Source organism: Sneathiella sedimenti (assembly GCF_017313765.1).
In the GTDB taxonomy this organism is placed as follows: domain Bacteria; phylum Pseudomonadota; class Alphaproteobacteria; order Sneathiellales; family Sneathiellaceae; genus Sneathiella; species Sneathiella sedimenti.
Genome location: NZ_JAFLNC010000004.1, coordinates 401,746 through 420,389 on the forward strand (window position 1 = coordinate 401,746; position 18,644 = coordinate 420,389).

The 18,644-nt window shown below is 54.9% G+C and carries 15 protein-coding genes; 8 read left to right on the forward strand and 7 right to left on the reverse strand.

What is annotated here, in order from left to right; genetic code table 11:
* The first annotated feature begins 1 nt into the window (after position 1).
* The 5 genes from J0X12_RS13775 (at position 2) to J0X12_RS13795 (ending at position 6,510) form a co-directional block, all read left to right on the forward strand.
* Positions 2–484, forward strand: a complete 483-nt coding sequence (locus J0X12_RS13775) for a DUF6468 domain-containing protein (RefSeq protein WP_207046754.1) — start codon at positions 2–4, stop codon at positions 482–484.
* 14 nt (positions 485–498) lie between these two features.
* Positions 499–1,203, forward strand: coding sequence for a MotE family protein (locus J0X12_RS13780; protein ID WP_207046756.1), 705 nt, complete (start codon positions 499–501; stop codon positions 1,201–1,203).
* Between the two features lie 141 nt (positions 1,204–1,344).
* The gene (locus J0X12_RS13785; protein WP_207046758.1) at positions 1,345–2,058 is read left to right on the forward strand and encodes a hypothetical protein; all 714 of its coding nucleotides are present in this window, start codon (positions 1,345–1,347) and stop codon (positions 2,056–2,058) included.
* Complete coding sequence (locus J0X12_RS13790) at positions 2,055–2,777, forward strand: OmpA/MotB family protein (RefSeq protein WP_207046760.1); 723 nt, start codon at positions 2,055–2,057, stop codon at positions 2,775–2,777. The genes J0X12_RS13785 and J0X12_RS13790 overlap by 4 nt, the downstream gene beginning before the upstream one ends.
* Before the next feature lies 1 nt (position 2,778).
* Positions 2,779–6,510, forward strand: coding sequence for a tetratricopeptide repeat protein (locus tag J0X12_RS13795; RefSeq protein ID WP_207046762.1), 3,732 nt, complete (start codon positions 2,779–2,781; stop codon positions 6,508–6,510).
* Here J0X12_RS13795 and J0X12_RS13800 read toward each other — a convergent pair.
* The 5 genes from J0X12_RS13800 to pepN all read right to left on the reverse strand — a co-directional run bounded on the left by J0X12_RS13800 (position 6,504) and on the right by pepN (position 14,041).
* Entirely contained in the window at positions 6,504–7,508 is a 1,005-nt protein-coding gene (locus J0X12_RS13800) for a threonine ammonia-lyase (protein ID WP_420497077.1), read from the reverse strand. The two genes, J0X12_RS13795 and J0X12_RS13800, sit on opposite strands and share 7 nt — an antisense overlap.
* Positions 7,483–8,343, reverse strand: coding sequence for an alpha/beta fold hydrolase (locus tag J0X12_RS13805; protein ID WP_207046766.1), 861 nt, complete (start codon positions 8,341–8,343; stop codon positions 7,483–7,485). Before J0X12_RS13805 ends, J0X12_RS13800 begins: the two co-directional genes overlap by 26 nt.
* A 22-nt stretch (positions 8,344–8,365) precedes the next feature.
* Complete coding sequence (locus tag J0X12_RS13810) at positions 8,366–9,055, reverse strand: haloacid dehalogenase type II (protein WP_207046767.1); 690 nt, start codon at positions 9,053–9,055, stop codon at positions 8,366–8,368.
* An 80-nt stretch (positions 9,056–9,135) separates the two neighbouring features.
* A complete protein-coding gene (locus tag J0X12_RS13815; RefSeq protein WP_207046769.1) occupies positions 9,136–11,325 on the reverse strand; it encodes a lytic transglycosylase domain-containing protein in 2,190 nt (729 codons plus the stop codon).
* 85 nt (positions 11,326–11,410) lie between these two features.
* Entirely contained in the window at positions 11,411–14,041 is a 2,631-nt protein-coding gene (gene pepN / locus J0X12_RS13820; RefSeq protein WP_207046771.1) for an aminopeptidase N, read from the reverse strand.
* A 264-nt stretch (positions 14,042–14,305) separates the two neighbouring features.
* On the opposite strand from pepN, the gene dapA reads away from it, so the two are divergent.
* Both dapA and smpB read left to right on the forward strand, forming a co-directional pair.
* Positions 14,306–15,184, forward strand: a complete 879-nt coding sequence (gene dapA, locus J0X12_RS13825; RefSeq protein ID WP_207046773.1) for a 4-hydroxy-tetrahydrodipicolinate synthase — start codon at positions 14,306–14,308, stop codon at positions 15,182–15,184.
* 20 nt (positions 15,185–15,204) lie between these two features.
* Complete coding sequence (gene smpB, locus J0X12_RS13830) at positions 15,205–15,657, forward strand: SsrA-binding protein SmpB (protein WP_207046781.1); 453 nt, start codon at positions 15,205–15,207, stop codon at positions 15,655–15,657.
* A gap of 2 nt (positions 15,658–15,659) precedes the next feature.
* On the opposite strand, the gene J0X12_RS13835 is transcribed toward smpB, so the two are convergent.
* On the reverse strand, positions 15,660–17,015 hold the full coding sequence (locus J0X12_RS13835) for a phospholipase effector Tle1 domain-containing protein (protein ID WP_207046783.1): 1,356 nt from the start codon (positions 17,013–17,015) through the stop codon (positions 15,660–15,662).
* Between the two features lie 307 nt (positions 17,016–17,322).
* Here J0X12_RS13835 and J0X12_RS13840 point away from each other — a divergent pair, with 307 nt between their 5' ends.
* Complete coding sequence (locus J0X12_RS13840) at positions 17,323–17,973, forward strand: YajG family lipoprotein (RefSeq protein WP_207046785.1); 651 nt, start codon at positions 17,323–17,325, stop codon at positions 17,971–17,973.
* Between the two features lie 31 nt (positions 17,974–18,004).
* Here J0X12_RS13840 and J0X12_RS13845 read toward each other — a convergent pair whose 3' ends face one another.
* A complete protein-coding gene (locus J0X12_RS13845; protein WP_207046787.1) occupies positions 18,005–18,610 on the reverse strand; it encodes a LabA-like NYN domain-containing protein in 606 nt (201 codons plus the stop codon).
* Between the last annotated feature and the right edge of the window lie 34 nt (positions 18,611–18,644).

Consider the following 18,644-nt stretch of genomic DNA (forward strand, 5'->3'; position numbering starts at 1 on the left):
AATGATGGAAAACTTGCCCCTCGATTTTCTGCTGAACTTGTTTCTTGTCGGTTTGTTGCTGGCAACGATCGGATATTGCGCGATGCTGAACAAGCGACTGTCCAGCATGCGCGATGCCCATACGGAATTGCGCCAGTTGACGGAAGAATTTGACAAGGCGCTTGTTCGGTCGAAAACCGGGGTCGAGGATTTGAAATCACTGGCGGCGACAACCGGAAGGCAGTTCAACGCGGAAATATCCCAAGCCAAGGAACTGATCGAAGAGCTCCAGCTAATCAACGCGTCGAGCACGCGCATTGCGGACCGGCTGCAAAAGGGGGTGGAATCCTCCTCGAAACGGGAAATAACCGGCATTTATGACGACGATCCGGCCGGGCTGTTCGATGATGATGATATCGCGCCGGCACGACCGGTAGCCGCGCCCACGAAATTCCGTACCGAGGCGGAAAAAGAACTTTTTGACGTATTGACGAAATCGACGTGAGGCAGGGGCCAATCATGATGAAACATATTCGTATTTTGCCTGTAACCGTCGTTGCGCTGGCCCTGATTTTCAGCCTCAAGCTGAGTGCCGTCTGGACGGATGCCCAGGGTGTCCTGTTTGACGTTAATGTCGCGGAGGCCAAGGCCAGCGGCAAGACAGACGAAGCGGAAAAGGCTCCCGATGCCGAAGCAACCAAATCCGATAACATGGAAGCTGCGGAAGAGGGCGTCCCCGCGGATGACACAGTTCCGGAAACGACCGTTGCGTCGGCAGACCCGAACAGCACTCACCAGTTTTCAAAGAGCGAGATTGAGGTTCTTGAGCGCCTGGTAGATCGCCGCGCTGAACTTGACCGTCGCGGCGAAGAGCTGGATATGCGGGACAACCTTCTCAAGGCTACCGAATCCCGCATTGACGAAAAGATCAAAAAATTGAAGGAGATGGAGGCAACTCTTAATTCTCTCCTGCAAATGCATGACGAGCAGGAAAAGGCCCAGATGGAGAGTCTGGTCAAGATCTATGAGAAGATGAAGCCAAAAGATGCGGCACGTATTTTCAATGACCTTGATATGGATATCCTGATCAATGTCGCGAGCAATATCAAGGAAGCGAAAATGGCGGTAATCCTGGCGGCAATGAACAACAAGCGGGCGAATTTGCTGACTGTCGAGCTGGCCACGCGCCGTCAACTTCCCGGTGCGGAAGACGGCAAGAGCTAAGTCGGTACTAAAGCCCTTCATCAATATCAAAAATCGTGAGATTTGCGTCTCCTCTTTACCGCTGATTAACCATTGCAGGGTAAAATTTGCCTATCTTGATACGCGACTTAAGCGTGACTGTATGAATAGGCAGGTGACCGGGTGACGGGGACGGACAATAGGATTTCTGTACAGATCGATATGAGCGAGTCCATGACGGGCCCGGTGAATGAGAAAAACGCCAATGCCGTCATCTTTGTCTCGCTTTATCTTCTTCTGCTTGCCTTCTTCATTTTTTTGCATTCAGTGTCTGTTTTGCAGGATGATCGCGTCCGGTCTGTTCTCGGCAGTGTGAATATTGCCTTTGCCGGCCTTTCTCAAGATACACCGGCGGACCAGCAGAAGATGCTCTCAGGGGAGGAGCAGGGCACGCAGGCCTTTCACGCGAAGCTGAAAAACGTTTTTGAAACGGCGATCCCACTCGTTGAATCCCGCTTTACCAAAGGGGGCACACGACTTCAGTTCACTGTTCCCATACGGCAGCTTTTTGCCTATCGCAGTGTGGAAATGCGCAATACGCTCGGGACTTTTCTTGATGATATCGCAGAGACACTGATCGCGCGCAATAACAACATCGGTACCGATCTGGAAATCCTCATCGGCACCGGGATGGCGCTGCCGGAGCTTGCGGATATCTCCGAAGATATCGCCGCACAGCGGGTCAGCCACCTCTCGCAGGTTCTGATGGAGGCCGGGGTGCCGTCGCGCAATATCTCGATCGGGATGGCCGCGGGTGACGCAGGGCTTATACATTTCAGCTTCTTCCTGCGCCCGTCGCTTACCTTTCAGTTCCGGCCGGAAGCAGGTGCGAAATGACCTTTTTCGGGCTGCAATATGAAAAATCTGCGGATACCAGCACCGCCTGGATGACATCACTTGCCGATTTGTTGGCGTTGTTGCTCGCCTTTTTCGTTCTGCTGTTCTCGATGAGTGAAATCAAGGTGGATCGCTGGCAAACGCTGACGGAAACCTTCGGCAACAAGATGAGCGACGTGACCGACCTTGTCACCAAGACGGGTGAGGCGGAAAAGAACATGTCGATGATCAATGAGCCAAAAGCCATTGACCTGTCCTATCTGGAGCATGTCCTGAACGGTAAAAAGCAGCAAAGCGAGCTGCTTGCGAATGTTGATATCTTCCGCGCCGAGGATCGCCTGGTCATTTCTCTTGCCGGCTGGGAATTTTTCAAGCCCGGAACCGAAAAGGAAAGCGGCGAGGTTGCCGAGGTGATCGGCATGATCGGCAATGCGCTTCGCCATATCAGCAACAGGATCGAGGTCTATGGGCATACGGACCCGGACCCGATCACGTCCGCAACGGCGAAGTATCCGAACAACTGGGCGCTATCGCTCGCCCGGGCGCTGTCGGTCGCCAATGAGCTTGAGAACTCCGGATATATCTATCCGATCCGGGTTTACGGCATGGCGGACTCCCGTTTTAACGAACTGATTTATGTGGACGACAAGGATAGAAAATATGCATTGGCACGACGTGTGGACATTGTCGTGCGTGAAGCTGAGGGTCGAGGGAAGTAGTATGAACCGCGTTATCAATCACGGATTTGGACATCGTCTGGGACAATTGCTGTTAGTCGGCGCGCTTGTTATCGCGTTCCTGATGAGCGAAGCAATTGCGGCCACGCCGGTTACCGTTACGGCGGCCAACAAGGACAATGTCGGTCGGCTGGTCTTCAACTGGGATGAAACGCCGGAGTTCACGACCGAACTGGAAGAGGGATATCTCTACATCCGCTTTACCAAGCCCTTTGATACGGACCTTTCCGCCGCCTCAAGCGCGCTCGCGCAATATGTTGGCAAGGGAGAGCTTTTGGAAGGGAAGCAGTCCGTTCGCTTTCCTGTCAAGGAAGAGGTGAGGGTTGCCGCGCGCAAGGACGGGAACGCCGTTGTTGTTGAGCTTACAAAATCGGCCCCGTCAGGCGGAAAAAAGACAGATAACGGCAGTGCTGTCCCGGTCCGTCTGAGGAGTGGCGATCATCCAGATTTCAGCCGCCTGGTCTTCGACTGGCCAACGGCGACTACCGGTTATACCAGCCGGACAACTGGAACTGGCGATAAGCTGATAATTACCTTTGATGCGCTGGCAGTGCTGGATACCAGGGCGTTCAACAATGACCCACTCAATTTCGCGACATCGATCTCACTTTCAAATCCGGACGGCAAGACGGAAGTTTCGGTACAGCTCAAGCCAGGCAGTACCACACGCAGTTTCCGCAATAAAAAAAGCGTCGTTTTTGATATCCAGAAAGGCGAAGTACAGGCGAAGGCTACGCCAGAAAAGGTCGTCCCTGCCGCCCCTGCACCTGCAAAGAAAGAAAGCGTGAAAGTCAGCGCGCCTTCGAAAGAAGCACCGGCCGAGCCTGTGAAGAAGGTGCAACCTGCAAAAAGCGACACAGTCCCGCAGGAAACTGCCGGCAAGGAGACTGAGGCCACTCCGTCCGTGAAAGGGCCGATTATCGAATTGCCGGTTGTCAAGCTGGAGCCGAGGAAGCCTGAAATCGAGTCGACTTCTGTGGAAAAGCAGGTGGAGCAGATTGAGCCCAAGGAAGAAACGGCGCGTGAACTGCCCGCGCCGACACCTGTTGCAGGCACGGAACTGGTCAAGATTGAGACCCCGGTCAGCGATGAGGCTCTCTCCAACCTGTCCCCATCCTCTGGTGCGGCCTCCGGCACCGCGATAGTTGCCATTAGCCCGACGATCGTGCTGGACAAGGAAGTCAGTGAAGTCGACGAAGAAAAGCAGGTGGCGAAGATCGAGCCGGTAAAAGCAGAGCCTCTCGTTATCAAGGATGCCGGGGAAGAACCCGTTGCCAGGGTGGAATCGAAGCAGGTCGTCTCTGCGCCCCTCGGTGCACCAGTGGGACCAGAGCTGAACGTCAAGATTGCCAATCTGAAGGACGGGTTCCGTCTTATCTTCCCCTGGAGCAAGCCGGCGGCCATGGCCATGTTCGAGTCCGGGGGAGCACACTGGGTCGTTTTCGATCAGATATCAAAGGTTGATTTCAAGAGCCTTTCCGGGCCCTACAAGTTCCTCGTTCCCAGTGCACGCCAGATAAACCATGACACGGCTACTCTGATCCGGTTCAATTTCCGCGAAGGATATGCGCCGAAGGTCCACAAGGTGAATGAAGAATGGTATGTGGATTTCCAACTCGATGCGACACCGGCCATAACCCATCCGCTGGGTGTCCAGACGCAGGGAATCTCGGCGTCTGAGTTCCGCGCCTTCATCCCTGCCGTAAATAACGGCAAGGAAATTCGATTCCAGGACCCCACGGCAAGTGAGGACCTTGTGGCGATGCCGCTTCATGGTTCCGGCTGGGGTATCGCGGAAGAGCATATCTTCAATAGCATAACTGTCCTGTCCTCGTTTCAGGGAATTGCGCTCAAGTCCACGGACGCCGATATCCGGATTGGCCATGAGCAGAACGGGCTTGCCGTTTCCGCCATTTCCAATGAGTTTGCGGCGCCGCTTGAGCCAAAGGAAGTCCCCAAAAAGGCAGGTGAGGAAATCTATCCGACGCCGGCCATTGGCAAGGCCCAGTTTGTCCGTCTGCAGGAGTGGCAACAGGTAAACCCGTTGCTATTTACGATCCGCAAGCAGGAACTTCAAAGTGCGGCGGCGACGGCGGAGAAAAAGGAAAAGCGTCCTGCGAAAATGACGCTCGCCAAATTCTATATCGCACATGATCATCATGCAGAAGCGCTTGGGGTGCTGGCTGAGTTGCTCCGGGCCTATCCTAAGATAGAGAAGGACCGGGAATATCGTCTGCTGACAGGTCTTGCCCAACTGGGGATGCATCGCTATGACGCGGCGGCCCGCAATCTTTATCACAATGACTTTGAAGGCGATGTGGAAGTTGCCCCCTGGCGCGGCGCGGTGTCCGCCGGCCTTGGAGACTGGGAGCGTGCGGCGCAGGAACTTAACTATTCCGCCCCTGCCTTCAATGTGTATGAAAAGACTTTAAGTGATCATTTCCGCTTGCTCCAGGCGCGGGCTGCACTGGAAAATGTCGATGTCAATCTGGCAAAGCAAGTGCTTGATCTTGTAAAAGCTCCCGAAGAAAAGGCCCAGAAAGCGGAGAAAGCGTATCTGGAAGGTGTACTTGCCCTGCAGCTTAGTGATTTCCCGACGGCCGCTGCAAAATTTAACAATGCGATAGCGCTCGATTATCGCCCCGTTTCGGAAAAGGCCCGCTTCAACAAGATCAATGTCGATCTGGTGGCGAAGCTGATCACACCTGAGCAGGCGATTGCGGAAATCGAAAAACTCGATTTTGCCTGGCGCGGCGATGCGCTGGAGGTAGAGGTGCAAAAACGCCTTGGTGATTTATACGTTGCCACGGGACAGATTGGTAATGGTCTTGAAACCTATAAACGGATTGTCCATCACTTCCCCAAGTCGCCCTATTCACGTGACCTCGGGCGCAAAATGAACAACCTGTTTGCCGAGCTGTTCCTTGAAGGGGCGGCAGATGAAATCCCGCCAATCAAGGCGCTGGCGATTTATTACCAGTATCGCGAACTGACTCCGGTCGGGGATCGCGGGGACAAGATGATCCAGATACTGGCGGATCGGTTGACGCGTGTCGACCTGCTGGAACAGGCCGCGCAATTGCTTGAGCATCAGGTCAATTTCCGCCTGAAAGGGCTGGCCAAGGCTCAGGCGGGCACAAAGCTTGCCGTTGTCCATCTCTGGAACGGTAAGCCGGCGCAGGCGCTTCGCGTTCTTTATGATACACGCTGGCGTCAACTCCCACCGGAGGAGAAGAGAGAGCGCATCCATATTGAAGCGCGGGCTCAGGCCGGGCTTCAGCATTACAAGGAAGCCCTGCAGCTGGTTGCCAATGACAACAGCATCGAGGCTGATGAGTTGCGCGCCGAAATCCACTGGAAATCACGCAATTGGGCTCAGGCGATCCCGGCAATCGAGAAGTTAATCGGGAGGGCCAGTGACAAGAAGGAAGTGGATGTCGCCCGGCTTGACCGGCAGCGGATCATGCAACTTGCCGTCGCCCAAAATCTTTCCAACAACAAGAACGGTATTCGTAATCTGCGGGAAAGATATTCCGATAAGATGAAAGGGACGCCCGATCAGGCCGCCTTCGACCTGATAACCGAGCAGAATGATCCGTCCGAAACCGATTTCCGGGAGCGGGCAACGGTCATCGCCCGTGTCGGGCAGCTGGAATCCTTTATGGCCGGCTATCGCGAAAAGCTGCAGAACGGTGAATTCTGGGCGACCTACTGATCGCCCTCTTGCAGGATCTCGCTGTAGAGCGATGGATCGACATTGCCGCCTGAGGCGATGGCAACAACGGTCTTGCCCCGAATATCAACCTTGCCCTCGAGTAATGCTGCGAGGGCAACTGCGCCGCCCGGCTCGATCACGCATTTGAAATAGTGAAAGGCCGTGCGCACGGCCGCCCTGGTTTCATTGTCCGTCACAACAAGCCCGCCTGATAGTGTTCGCCGGTTGATCCCGAAAGTGATCTTGCCGGGTGTCGGCGTCACAATGGCATCGCAAATACTCTGGTGTCCATCCTGGTTTTCGACCCGTTCCCCGGTGGCGAGCGATTTGCTGGTATCATCGAAAAATGCCGGTTCCGCCGCGTAGATTTTGGTTCTGGGACTAAGTTCCCGAAGGGCGAGGGACGTCCCGGCAATCAGACCACCGCCGCCCGTCGGCGCGGCACAGATATCGGCACGGATATCCCGCTCCTTCAATTGCTCAGCAATTTCAATTCCCGTGGTTCCCTGGCCGGAAATCACGAAATAATTATCATAGGGTTTGACGAGCGTCAGGTTCCCGTCTTTGGCTATTTTTTCCCCTATTTCCTCGCGTGACTGGTGATACCGGTCATAGGTGATAACTTTTGCGCCATATCCGCGGGTATTGTTCAACTTGATAGCAGGGGAATCTTCCGGCATCAGGATCGTCGCGGGGATGCCCAGCAGTTTCGCCGACAGGGCGACGCCCTGCGCGTGGTTCCCGCTCGAATAAGCGATGACCCCGGCCGACTTCTGGGCGGGGGAAAAGCGGCTCAAGGTGTTATACGCGCCGCGGAACTTGAAGGAACCGGTGTGTTGCAACGTCTCGCATTTAAGCAACAGCCTTGCGCCCAGCCGGTCGTTGAGCGCCATGGATTCCAGGAGCGGCGTGCGAATGGCGATCCCGCGGAGCTGCGTCGCGGCATCTCGGACGGACTGATAGGAGGGTGTCTTATCGAATTCGAGCAATGAAATCATCCATTTTTTTAAGGGCTTCCGGTTCGTTGAGAAGCGGAACATGGCCCCGGTTCTCGAGGACAAGGGCCTCCATATCGGGGTCTTCCTCCTTCATGCGCTCGAAAACCTCCTTGCTCAGGACATCCGAGAGCGCCCCCCGGATCGCCAGCACCGGCAGGTCTCCAAGTTCCCTGAAAAACGGCCAGAGATCGACCTGCTCTTTGGCATTAAGCTGGTCCACCAACGCCCGGCCAAGGCTCAGGTCATAATTGAGGCGATAATTCTTCGCGGTCTCATCATAGACGAAGGTTGTTTCCGCCTGGCCTAGCCAGTCCTCCTCCGGGAGATCCGGATAGGCGCCGCCATAGATCTTTTTCTGCTGTGCGGCCGCCTCTTCACGGGTCTTGAATCGAACATCCTTGCCGACATAATCGAGGATCCGGCTGCTCCCCGATTTGTCAACCTCCGGCCCGACATCATTCAGGATGGCGCCGGCAATGTAATTCTTGGCAAGGCCCGCCATCGCGATGGTCAGCAGCCCGCCCAGGGACGTGCCGACAAACAACGCTTTCCCGATACCTTTCGTGGTCAGGAAGGCAAAGATATCGCCGATATAGATTTGCGGATTATAGTTCTTGTAGTCCGTGTCATAGTCGGACTTGCCGCGCCCGCGATAGTCGAGGGTATAGACCTTGCGCGATGTCGCGTAGCGCTCGGCGAACTCATGAAAATCAAGCGACGAACGGGTCAGGCCCGACAGGCAGAGAAGGGGGCAGGCGCCTTCGTCCGATCCGTATTCCCTGTAATATAAATTCAGGCCATCCGGCGACGGGTAATAATTTTCGCTGAAAGACATAGGCTAATTTCATCCTGTTTCATTATGTTGCGCCAACAATGGCGGGAAGTTCATCGAGCGTTTTAATCTGACCATCCGGCGTTCCGGGAAGGCGTTCCGCTGCCTGGTCGAAGCGGTTGCACCAGATAACATTGAATCCAAATACTTTCGCGCCATAGGCATCCCATCCGTTGGAGGATTGGAAGGAAATCTCCGACGGTGCGAGTCCCAGACAGTCAACGGCGATCTGATAGGTGGACGGGTCCGGCTTGTATATCCCGACATCCTCAATCGAGTAGACCCCGTCCAGAAGCGAGGCGATTCCGGCGTTATCGACGGCGGCGGCAAGCATGTCCGGTGTGCCGTTCGACAGGATCGTGCATTTGATCCCTGATGATTTCAGCCGTTCCAGGGTCGTTTTCACTTCCGGATAGGCGGAAAGGGTGAGGTAAAGGTTCATCAGCCGTCCCCGTAGCGCCGCGTCTGATACGCCTGCGCTTGCCAGGGCAAAATCGAGGGCCTCTCCGGTCACCTGCCAGAAGTCCGCATGGCGCCGTTGCAGGCTGCGCAGCCAGGTGTATTGAAGCTGTTTCAGGCGCCAGACGTCGGCAATTTCCAGCCATTTATCACCGAGTGCCGCCTGCTCGGCACGGGCGGCGGCGTTTACGTCAAACAGCGTGCCATAGGCATCGAAAACGCAGGCCTTGATATTCTTGAGGCTAGGGGTCGCCATGGATCATTCTTTCTCTGTAACGCGCAAGACCCAATGTTGGATATGTGCTGCGCCAATGCAAGCAAAGAATTGCGGAGGGATTAGTGGCTCGCGGTGCCCCTGTTGATGTCATAACTGATTTTAAGGACGCTGCCGTCCTCCCGCGCCAAACGTGCGCGGTAGACCTGAAGGTTTTCAATGACCCGCTGGACATAATTCCGGGTTTCAGAGAAGGGAATAAACTCGATCCAGTCGATCATGTCGATCTCGCCGGAACGGGGATCGCCCCATGCCTTCAGCCAGCGGTCTACGTTGGCGGGCCCGGCGTTATAGCCGGCAATCGCCAGCACGTAGGAGCCGTTGAATCTTTCTATGAGGCCGGCAAGATAGGCACTGCCGAGCATCGCGTTATAGGCGGGATCGGCAATCAGGAGGTCTTTCGAGTAGTTGACCTTCAGGGTGCGTGAAACCAGCTTCGCGGTGCCGGGCATCAACTGCATCAACCCACGCGCACCCGCCCATGAAACGGCATCGGCGGCAAAGGCGCTTTCCTGCCGTGTGATCGCCAGCATCAGCGCAGGCTCAATCGGTGGGTTCTGGATGGCAAGATCCGGGGTCGGCCAGTTAATCTCTATTAGTTCCGTACCGCGTTGAGAGGCGCGCTTGGCAATCGCGATGGCATAATCCGGACGGCCGATATGGGCGGCAAGGTCAGCCAAGGCGATATAATCTGATTCGTCCTCGGCTTTTTCGGCCATGGAAAGTAGAAATGGCCTCGCCCATTTTGCCGCCCCGATCTCGGCGAGATGCCGGATAATCAGGATCTGCTCGTCCTCGCCGATCTTGCCCTTCACGGGTGTCTTGGCGGGGGTGAGCTTTGGAATAGTCGGTAGTTTCCGCTGCCCCAGTTCATGCAGGGCCATCTGGCCGTAATAGGTTGTGTAATATTGTGCGGCGACCTTGTACCAATATTCCGCCATGGGCTTTTCGCCGAGCGAGTCCTTCGCCCGTCCGATCCAGTAGGCGCCGCGGGCGCGGCTGATCGGGTAGCTCACATTTTCATAAAGCCGGATAAAGTGGTTGAGCGCCATTTCACCATCGCCGAGAAACCGGAGTGTAATCCAGCCGGACAGCCATTCGGCCGCCGCGAAATCCTCGCCATCCGTCAGGCCATGTTGGCTCGCAAGATTATAGGCCTCCGTGATATGCCCCCTGGCCAGAAGCTTGCGGGCATGGAGATGGCGTTCGGGCCACCATTTATCCGCGCGTGGCGCGGTATTATCAACCTCGAACAGAAGCTCGCGCGATTCCTCGTCAAGCGCCTGGCGGCGGCGCCATTTTGCGCGATCGAATGTCAGGCCGGGATCTTCCTGAAGCGCCTCGGGGACGTCGCGAACGGCCTGATCCACATTCCATGAATTCCGGATCAAGCGAATGCGTGCGGTTGCCAGCTTCTTCATATCCTCGCCAAGAAGCGGGAAAAGCCGCACTGCAGCCTCCGTTTCCCGTTCCCACAGGAGATGGTCAAGGCGTTTCTCATGATCCGCGACGGTCAACAGGCTGCCGTATTTTTGAAGAATGTCCTGCTCGATATCTTCTGAATATTCGCCAAGATGCCAGGCTTTGCGGATCCAGCCTTCGCCGTCAGCGTTCTTGCCGGATGCGATCAACGCATCTCCGTACCGGTACATACCGATGCCAGTGGTCGGTTCATGCTGGGAAAACCATTTTAGCGTTTTCCCGGGACTGACAGTTTCATCGATTGCCTGTTCTCCACGGCGGCGCAGGGTGCTTTGGCCGGGCCAGTCCGGATGGTCGTCCATAAACCGAACGATCTGGTCAAAGCTGGCCTGGTTTCGATAGGCGCTGAAATACCGCCATTCGATGATTTCGCCGGGGAGTTTGTATGTCGCTCCCCTTGCAATCTCCATAGCGCGAAGCCATTGCCGTTGATCCGCTGCGGCAAAGGCTTCCTTGTAAAGTTTCAGATCCCGCGCACTCAGCAACCCGGTCGTCAACGGATGCGGCGGTAGTTTGATGCCGATGGGGCGCGTCAGCGGAAGCGGGGCGCGTTCGGTCGTCAGCAGGGCGAGCCGGCCAATCTCCGGCTTGGACCGGGGAAGGGGCACGAACTCGTTTTCGGGCAGGCGACCTTCGGGAAGAGCGGTATCCGTCGTCTTAGCTTGAAGGGCGCGGCTGTCCTGAAGCACGGTCTTGCCTGCTGCGAGAACAGGCGCGGGTAAAAGCATTGTACTGGCCATCAGCGCCACCAGGGCGAACTCTTTGCGCATTACCTCAACCAATCAGTTAAACGACGACGTAAAAGCGGCTCCTCAATCTGTAACGGCAATAGCTGCATATTATCAGATAATTTTGCTAATTATGCAGGCTTTTATTTGCCATTTCGTAAACATGATCGGATAAATCGGGTAATTTCAGTATTTTCTCAAGTTCGGTGACCATCAGGTCCTGGCGATCCTTGTCATAACGCCGCCACTGACCGAGCGGCGCAACCAGACGCGCGGCGATCTGCGGGTTTGTCTTGTTCAACGCGGCAATGACGCCGGACAAGATGCGATATCCGTCACCGGATTTATCGTGAAAATACACCGGGTTACCCGAGGCAAACGCCCCGATCAGGGAGCGCAGCCGGTTCGGGTTGCGCAAAGTGAAGGCGGGATGCTCCATCAGTGCCTTGATATCGTCAATTGTGCTTTCCCGCGTCGCCATCGCCTGCAAGGTGAACCACTTATCGACGATCAAGGCGTCCTTTTGCCATTTCTCATAATAATCCGCGAACATGGCCTCACGGACCGGATGGTTGATATCCTTGAGACCGGCAAGGGCCGCGACACTATCGGTCATGTTTTTGCTTTTCCGGTACTGGCTGTCGGCGAGGGTAATAAATTCCTCCTGTCCCGTGGCGATCAGGTAGCTAAGGGCCGTGTTTTTCAGCTTCCGGCTGCTGCTTGCGGGCTGGTTTGCAGGGCTCGGCGCATTTTCGCATTCCTCATAGATTCTGCGCCAGTCATCCTCGAAGGTGAGGCCGATTTGTCGCCTTGCCCCTTCCCGGACCCTGTGAATCGCATCGACATCGACAACCGGCATTTTCTGCGCGATATCCTGCTCTCCCGGCAGGGTAAGGGCAGCGGCGGTAAAGGCACGATCCAGCGTCTTGTCAGACAACGTTTCCGCAAAGGCATCCAGGAACGCCGAGGGAAGGGAGGTGCCGTCGCCGGCATCCTCGATCTGCTTAAGGAGGATGTTGCTGGCGAGCCGCTGTCCGGCGTCCCAACGATTGAACAGGTCCTCATCCTTTGCAAAAAAGAAGGCGAGGGCGTCATCGCTTGATTCCTGCCGGATCTTGACGGGAGCGGAAAATCCTCTGAACAGGGAGGCTCTCGGTTGGGTGGAAAATCCTGAAAAAGTAAAGCTTTGCCGTTTCTTTGTTAAATCGAACACGCCTTCCGTCTCGCCCTTAAAGGGTCCGTCGGAAAAAGGGACGGCGTTGCCGTTCACATCCAGCAGGCCCAGCTTGAGCGGGATGTGCAGCGGTTCGGGATCTTTCCCGGCCTTGAGGTTTGTTTGCGCCAGTGTCAGCGTGTATTGACCGGTTTCTGCATCGAATTTTTCATTCACCGTGATTTCCGGCGTGCCTGGCGTAATGTACCAGCGGCGGAACTGGGTGAGGTCGATACCGGAGCCATCCTCAAGCGCAGCTATGAACTCCTCTGTCGTGACTGCCTGTCCGTCATGCCGCTCGAAATAAAGGTCCATGCCTTTGCGGAAATTCTCTTCCCCTAAAATCGTATGGATCATGCGGATCACCTCCGCGCCCTTCTCGTACACCGTGGCGGTATAGAAGTTGTTGATCTCGACATAGCTTTGCGGCTGGATCGGATGGGCGAGGGGGCCGGCATCCTCGGGGAACTGTGCCGCGCGAAGCCCCTGGACATCGCTGATGCGCTGGACCGGTGCCGAGTTCATGTCGGCGGAAAATTGCTGGTCACGGAAGACGGTGAGTCCTTCCTTCAGGGTGAGCTGAAACCAGTCGCGGCAGGTAATGCGGTTCCCCGTCCAGTTATGGAAATACTCATGGGCAATGACGCTCTCGATGCCATCGAAGTCCGCATCGGTCGCGGTTTCGGGGGAGGCCAGCACATATTTGGAGTTGAAGATGTTGAGGCCCTTGTTCTCCATGGCCCCCATGTTGAAATCGCTGACGGCGACGATCATGAAGATATCGAGATCATATTCACGGCCATATTTTTCCTCGTCCCACTTCATGGATTTCTTGAGGGAGGTCATGGCGTGATCGCATTTGTCCTCATTCCCTTTCTCAACAAAGATCTGCAGCTTCACGTCGCGGCCGGAACGGGTGGTAAATTTGTCCTCGACGACGGCCAGGTCGCCGGCGACGAGCGCGAAAAGATAGGCGGGCTTCGGATGCGGGTCCTGCCAGGTCACTCTTTTCCGCCCGTCGGGGAGCGTTTCCTGCAGTGTCAGGTTCCCGTTGGAAAGCATGACGGGGTAGCGGTCTCCATCGCCGACAATGGTCGTTGTGAAGATGGCCATAACGTCTGGACGATCCAGAAAATAGGTGATCCGCCGAAAGCCTTCCGCCTCGCACTGGGTGCAGAAATTCCCGCTGGATTTATAGAGTCCTTCAAGCGCGGTATTTTCCTGCGGCTTGATCCGGGTGATGATTTCAAGGGAAAATTCGGAGGTTATTGCTGCGACTGGCAGGTGAAGCCATTCATCGGTTACGCTATACTCATCCGGTGTCAGCATATGTCCGTCCATCTTAACGGATTGGAGGGTTAAATGCTCCCCGTTCAGGCTCAGCTTCGTGGCGGTTTCGTCATTCCGCTTAATTGCCAGCCGGGAGGTGACGATGGTTTCCTCTTCCCCAAGCTCGACAGTCAGATCAACGGTCTCGATCAGGAAATCAGGTTCTTTATAGTCTTTGAGGTAAATCGTGGCAGGCTTTGCGGATGATTTGGACAAGGGGAACACCTTCTACATGAAATAGACAATGAATTTAAGATAACCCCCTTATCACTTGGATCAAGAGCAGAAGTCGAAGCATTGTTGTCGCAAAATGCCAAAATGTGATTGTGCAGGCTGTGGAAATGCACTTACTGCTTGCCTTGCCGGGCATCATGCCTATAAATCAGGCAGTTCGCCGAGAAACGAAAGGATAGCCCGATTTAAAGGGCGTATTTGCAATAGAGGCGAAAATAGCAACTTAACTTACTTGAGGATTTTGTCATGTTTAGAGGATCGATTACAGCGCTTGTCACTCCGTTTGATGGAGAGCGCGTGGACGAAAAATCGTTTCAATCCTTCTGTGACTGGCAAATAAAATCCGGAACCAAGGCGTTAGTTCCTGTCGGCACCACCGGGGAGTCCCCGACGTTGAGCCATCCGGAACATGATCGCGTGGTGGAGCTGTGTGTCGAGGTCGCGAAAGGCCGTGTGCCGGTAATGGCCGGGGCAGGCTCCAACAATACGCTGGAAGCGATCCGCCTGACAAAGCATGCCAAGGCCGCCGGCGCCGATGCCGCGTTGATCGCCATGCCCTATTACAATAAGCCGACGCAGGAAGGTATGTACGCCCATTACAAGGCCATCAATGACGCGGTGGATATCCCAATTTATATTTACAATATTCCGGGACGGTCGATCGTTGACATGATGCCGGAGACCATGGGGCGTCTGGCGAAGCTGAAAAACATCGTCGGGGTCAAGGATGCGACAGGCGATGTGGCGCGCGTCTCCCTGCAACGGCTGCATTGCGGCACGGACTTTAACCAGCTCTCCGGCGAAGACGGCTCGGCTATCGGGTTCAATGCGCATGGCGGAAATGGTTGTATCTCGGTGACGGCGAATGTTGCGCCAGAGCTGGCCGCCCAGATGCAGGAAGCGAGCCTTGCGGGGGATAACGCCAAAGCCATTGAGTTGCAGGATCGTCTGATGCCGCTCCATCGGGCGCTGTTCCTTGAATCGAGCCCGGCACCCACCAAATATGCTCTATCATTGCTTGGCAAGTGCAAGCCGGACGTTCGTATGCCGATCATCCCGCTTGTAAAAGATGAAACCAAGCGCGCAATTGAGGCAGCGATGCGCCATGCGGGCATCCTGAACTAAACAAAGGGTCAGATACAGCTATGGGCCGCACGATCGCGGAAAACCGAAAGGCCCGCTATAACTACTTCATTCATGAAGAGTTCGAGGCGGGATTGATCCTGCTCGGGACGGAGGTGAAGAGCCTCCGCGCCGGGCGGGCAAACATTCAGGATGCCTATGCATCTTTTGAAAATAATGGCCTGTATCTGATCAACGCGCATATCTCGGAATATGGTCACGGCAACCGTAATAATCATGAGCCACTCCGCCCGCGTCAGCTGCTGATGCATAAAAAGGAAATCAGGAAAATTGCCGGTCAGATACAGAAGGCGGGGAAAACCTTGGTTCCGCTGTCGATGTATTTTAACGACCGCGGCATAGTCAAGGTGAAGGTCGGTCTCGCCTCGGGCAAGAAGCAGCATGACAAGCGCGCGACAGAACGCGACCGCGATTGGGGCCGAGAAAAGCAGCGGCTATTGAAAAGTAACCTCTGAAATTACGAGGCTGTCATTTCCGCGGGAAGTGGGTTTGTGAATTCTAGGCCGAGAAAATTATCCTGCGCCCAGACCACTCGGCTTTTCAGGCCTTCCGAAAATGCGCGAGAGGATTGCAGGACAAGCTGTGTGCCCTTTGGCAGCTTTCCCTGATACCAGACTTTCGCGCCTGACTGGCTAAAGTCGACCAGGCTGACATTCATCTTTGTCTCGTTTGTGATGATAAAGCCCGGCCAGTCAATTTTAGTGCGGGGGTGGCGCCGTTTGTTGGCCGTGGCGTCCATTTTCTCCCGAAAGACGGGGATGTCGCTGTCGGACAGGCTCGCCAATTGGCGGGGCCGGTATTTCTTGTCCAGCTCCCGGCGTTTCAGAACGGATTCATGAAGTTTTTCCGGCTCGAATTCAGGCGGAAACCCTTTCCCCGCAAACCCGACGGGGCGATTGAACACCTGCTTGAACGGCACGCGAATACCCATGACTTTTCTGCGGTTCATCGCGATCCTGCCCATGACGTCGGGCATAATCAGTTCTTCCAGTTTCTTCATATTAACATGCAGGCCCTGTTCGGCTGCCCGGTCCAGCAACCAGCGCAATGCAATATCGGAAAGCCGGCTGTCACGTCGCCCGCCGACAATATTCTCGTGGGAACCGGGGAACCAGACCTGTTCCACCGCCTTTGTCGCGGGTGAATGCACACCGGTCCAGAGGCCCGGCTTGAAACGGCTGCGCCGCTCATCCAGCGCGAGGGCCTGATAGGCGCTCTCGACATTGGCGTTGACCTTGTGATCGTGAAAGGTCATCCAGCTTTGCGATATCCGGTGAAGGCCGGGCAGGGGAAGGCCATGGCTGCCGACCGTATCCCAGCAGCCGAGAAAGCGGATGCGTGCCGGCTGGGACGGAAGATGATCGGCGAGGGCCTTTGCGCCCGGCGTATCGAGAGCTTCGGCCGGAATCTGGCTGTACTCGTACGCTTCCGGCAGCAGGTTGAGTTTTTCCGGGGGCAATATGCCAACCTTGTCCAGCAGGTCGGTCAGTCGCCGGATATTGCAGGCGCCAAGGCCCGCGCCGAATAGATAGATCTCGTCGTCCTCGCCCCGGTAGTTATGTGAGAGAAAAGTGTAGCTGTTGAATATTTCCGCTTTCATGCCGAGGCCGAATGTCCGCTGCATTAATCGCCGATGAAGGCCGGGCTTTGCTTGCAGATCGTGCAGGTAGCGGACCTGCTCGTTGCCGCTGTCATTGTGTTCCGCGATGGCATGGAAAGCGAGGGTGGCATTGCCGGGAACGCGCCGTTTCTTGCTCCGGAATTGCGGGGCAATCCAGCTGCCGTCACTCAGAACCACAAGTTTTCGAGCCATAATCTTTCCTTTGTTAGTCAGATAATTATAGCATAGCGAGTGTCGCGGGCAGCCTCGCAGTCAATGTCCGCAACGATTTTATAGTTATTATGGTTATACAGCAGCACTCTCTGCCTAAAGCGCCACGAACATTGTAAACGTATTTTGCCCTCTCATTCCATGAAAAAATAGGATGCCATAGCCGAGGGTAAATTAGTCAGGAAAATGAACGGCTTGAAATGAGTGTGACGGCGCAAAAACACTCGCATTTAAAATGTAAATCCTGAACAATAGCAATCACAGATTATTGTTATGAAGAGAGAGGGATATGATGGAGTTTTCGAGAATGATGAAAGTCATGCTGCTGGCTGCTGTGCTGATTGGCCTTTCGGCCTGTGCATCTAGTCGAAGCACCGTTTCCATTAATACGCCGGAAAATATCTCAAATCCCGCAAATGGTGTTCAGGTTACACTGACAGTTGTGGATGAACGGAAATTTGAAGTTGATCCAGGCTTGCCTGAAATACCCTCTCTTTCAAAAGACGAGCACAATGATGCGTCGATTAAGGCGCGGGCCATTGGACGAAAAAGGAATGAATGGGGCGCGGCGCTTGGCGACGTGATCCTCCCGGAAGGCCATACCGTTGCCGGGGTTATGAAAGGATATATGGAGAACGCGTTCCGCGAGGCAGGATACGTAGTGCTGAACGAAGGGGACCAAGGCTATGATGCGGCCGCGCCGGTGACTGTTCACATAATTCAATACTGGTGCTGGCTGGCAATGATGAAAGGTATGAGCAATATTTCCGAGATTGTAGTGAAGGGGCCAATCCCCATCTTGGAACCCGCAATCGTGGTTCAAAACGAATACACAAATGTAAAAATGTTCGCTTTTGACAGTGTTTGGCAGGAAACGGCGACCAACGGGATGAAGTTGCTGTCCGAAAAACTGACAATAGAGCTGAAGAAAGCTCAGTAATAACCTAAAAGATCGAGGAAATTGCCGCTAATCAGGCGATTTCCTCGGCATCTTCATAAGGCTCGAAATCGCCCGGGTAATCGTCATAGTCCCGGTCGGATTTCTGACCGGCGGCACGACCGACCTTTTTCTCGAGATCTTTCAATTCAATAAAGAAATCCGCCTGGCGGCGCAATTCATCGGCGATCATTGGCGGCTGTGACTTGACGGTGCTGACGACACTGACGCGTACACCCTGGCGCTGGATCGATTCAACGAGTCGGCGGAAGTCGCCATCGCCGGAGAATAGCACCGCATGATCGATATGCTTGGCGAGTTCCATCATGTCGATGGCCAGCTCGATATCCATATTGCCCTTGTATTTCCGGCGCCCAGCGGAATCCGTAAATTCCTTGGTTGGCTTTGTCACCATGGTGTAGCCGTTATAGTCGAGCCAGTCGACAAGGGGACGAATGGGGGAATATTCCTGATCTTCAATGAGCGCGGTATAGTAAAAAGCGCGAACAAGGCGTCCCTGTGTGGCAAATTCACCGAGCAGTCTTTTATAATCGATGTCAAATCCAAGCGCCCGGGCAGCAGCGTATAAATTGGAGCCATCGATGAAAAGAGCAATTCGCTCCTCTGAATAAAAAGGCATTACCACTTCCGCATTTAATATTATAAATAGTTCT

Coding starts and splice junctions, on each gene's coding strand:
- J0X12_RS13775 (WP_207046754.1), top strand. CDS start 2: ATGATGGAAAACTTGCCCCTCGATTTTCTGCTGAACTTGTTTCTTGTC.
- J0X12_RS13780 (WP_207046756.1), top strand. CDS start 499: ATGATGAAACATATTCGTATTTTGCCTGTAACCGTCGTTGCGCTGGCC.
- J0X12_RS13790 (WP_207046760.1), top strand. CDS start 2,055: ATGACCTTTTTCGGGCTGCAATATGAAAAATCTGCGGATACCAGCACC.
- J0X12_RS13795 (WP_207046762.1), top strand. CDS start 2,779: ATGAACCGCGTTATCAATCACGGATTTGGACATCGTCTGGGACAATTG.
- J0X12_RS13800 (WP_420497077.1), bottom strand. CDS start 7,508: ATGATTTCATTGCTCGAATTCGATAAGACACCCTCCTATCAGTCCGTC.
- J0X12_RS13805 (WP_207046766.1), bottom strand. CDS start 8,343: ATGTCTTTCAGCGAAAATTATTACCCGTCGCCGGATGGCCTGAATTTA.
- J0X12_RS13810 (WP_207046767.1), bottom strand. CDS start 9,055: ATGGCGACCCCTAGCCTCAAGAATATCAAGGCCTGCGTTTTCGATGCC.
- J0X12_RS13815 (WP_207046769.1), bottom strand. CDS start 11,325: ATGCGCAAAGAGTTCGCCCTGGTGGCGCTGATGGCCAGTACAATGCTT.
- dapA (WP_207046773.1), top strand. CDS start 14,306: ATGTTTAGAGGATCGATTACAGCGCTTGTCACTCCGTTTGATGGAGAG.
- smpB (WP_207046781.1), top strand. CDS start 15,205: ATGGGCCGCACGATCGCGGAAAACCGAAAGGCCCGCTATAACTACTTC.
- J0X12_RS13835 (WP_207046783.1), bottom strand. CDS start 17,015: ATGGCTCGAAAACTTGTGGTTCTGAGTGACGGCAGCTGGATTGCCCCG.
- J0X12_RS13840 (WP_207046785.1), top strand. CDS start 17,323: ATGATGGAGTTTTCGAGAATGATGAAAGTCATGCTGCTGGCTGCTGTG.
- J0X12_RS13845 (WP_207046787.1), bottom strand. CDS start 18,610: ATGCCTTTTTATTCAGAGGAGCGAATTGCTCTTTTCATCGATGGCTCC.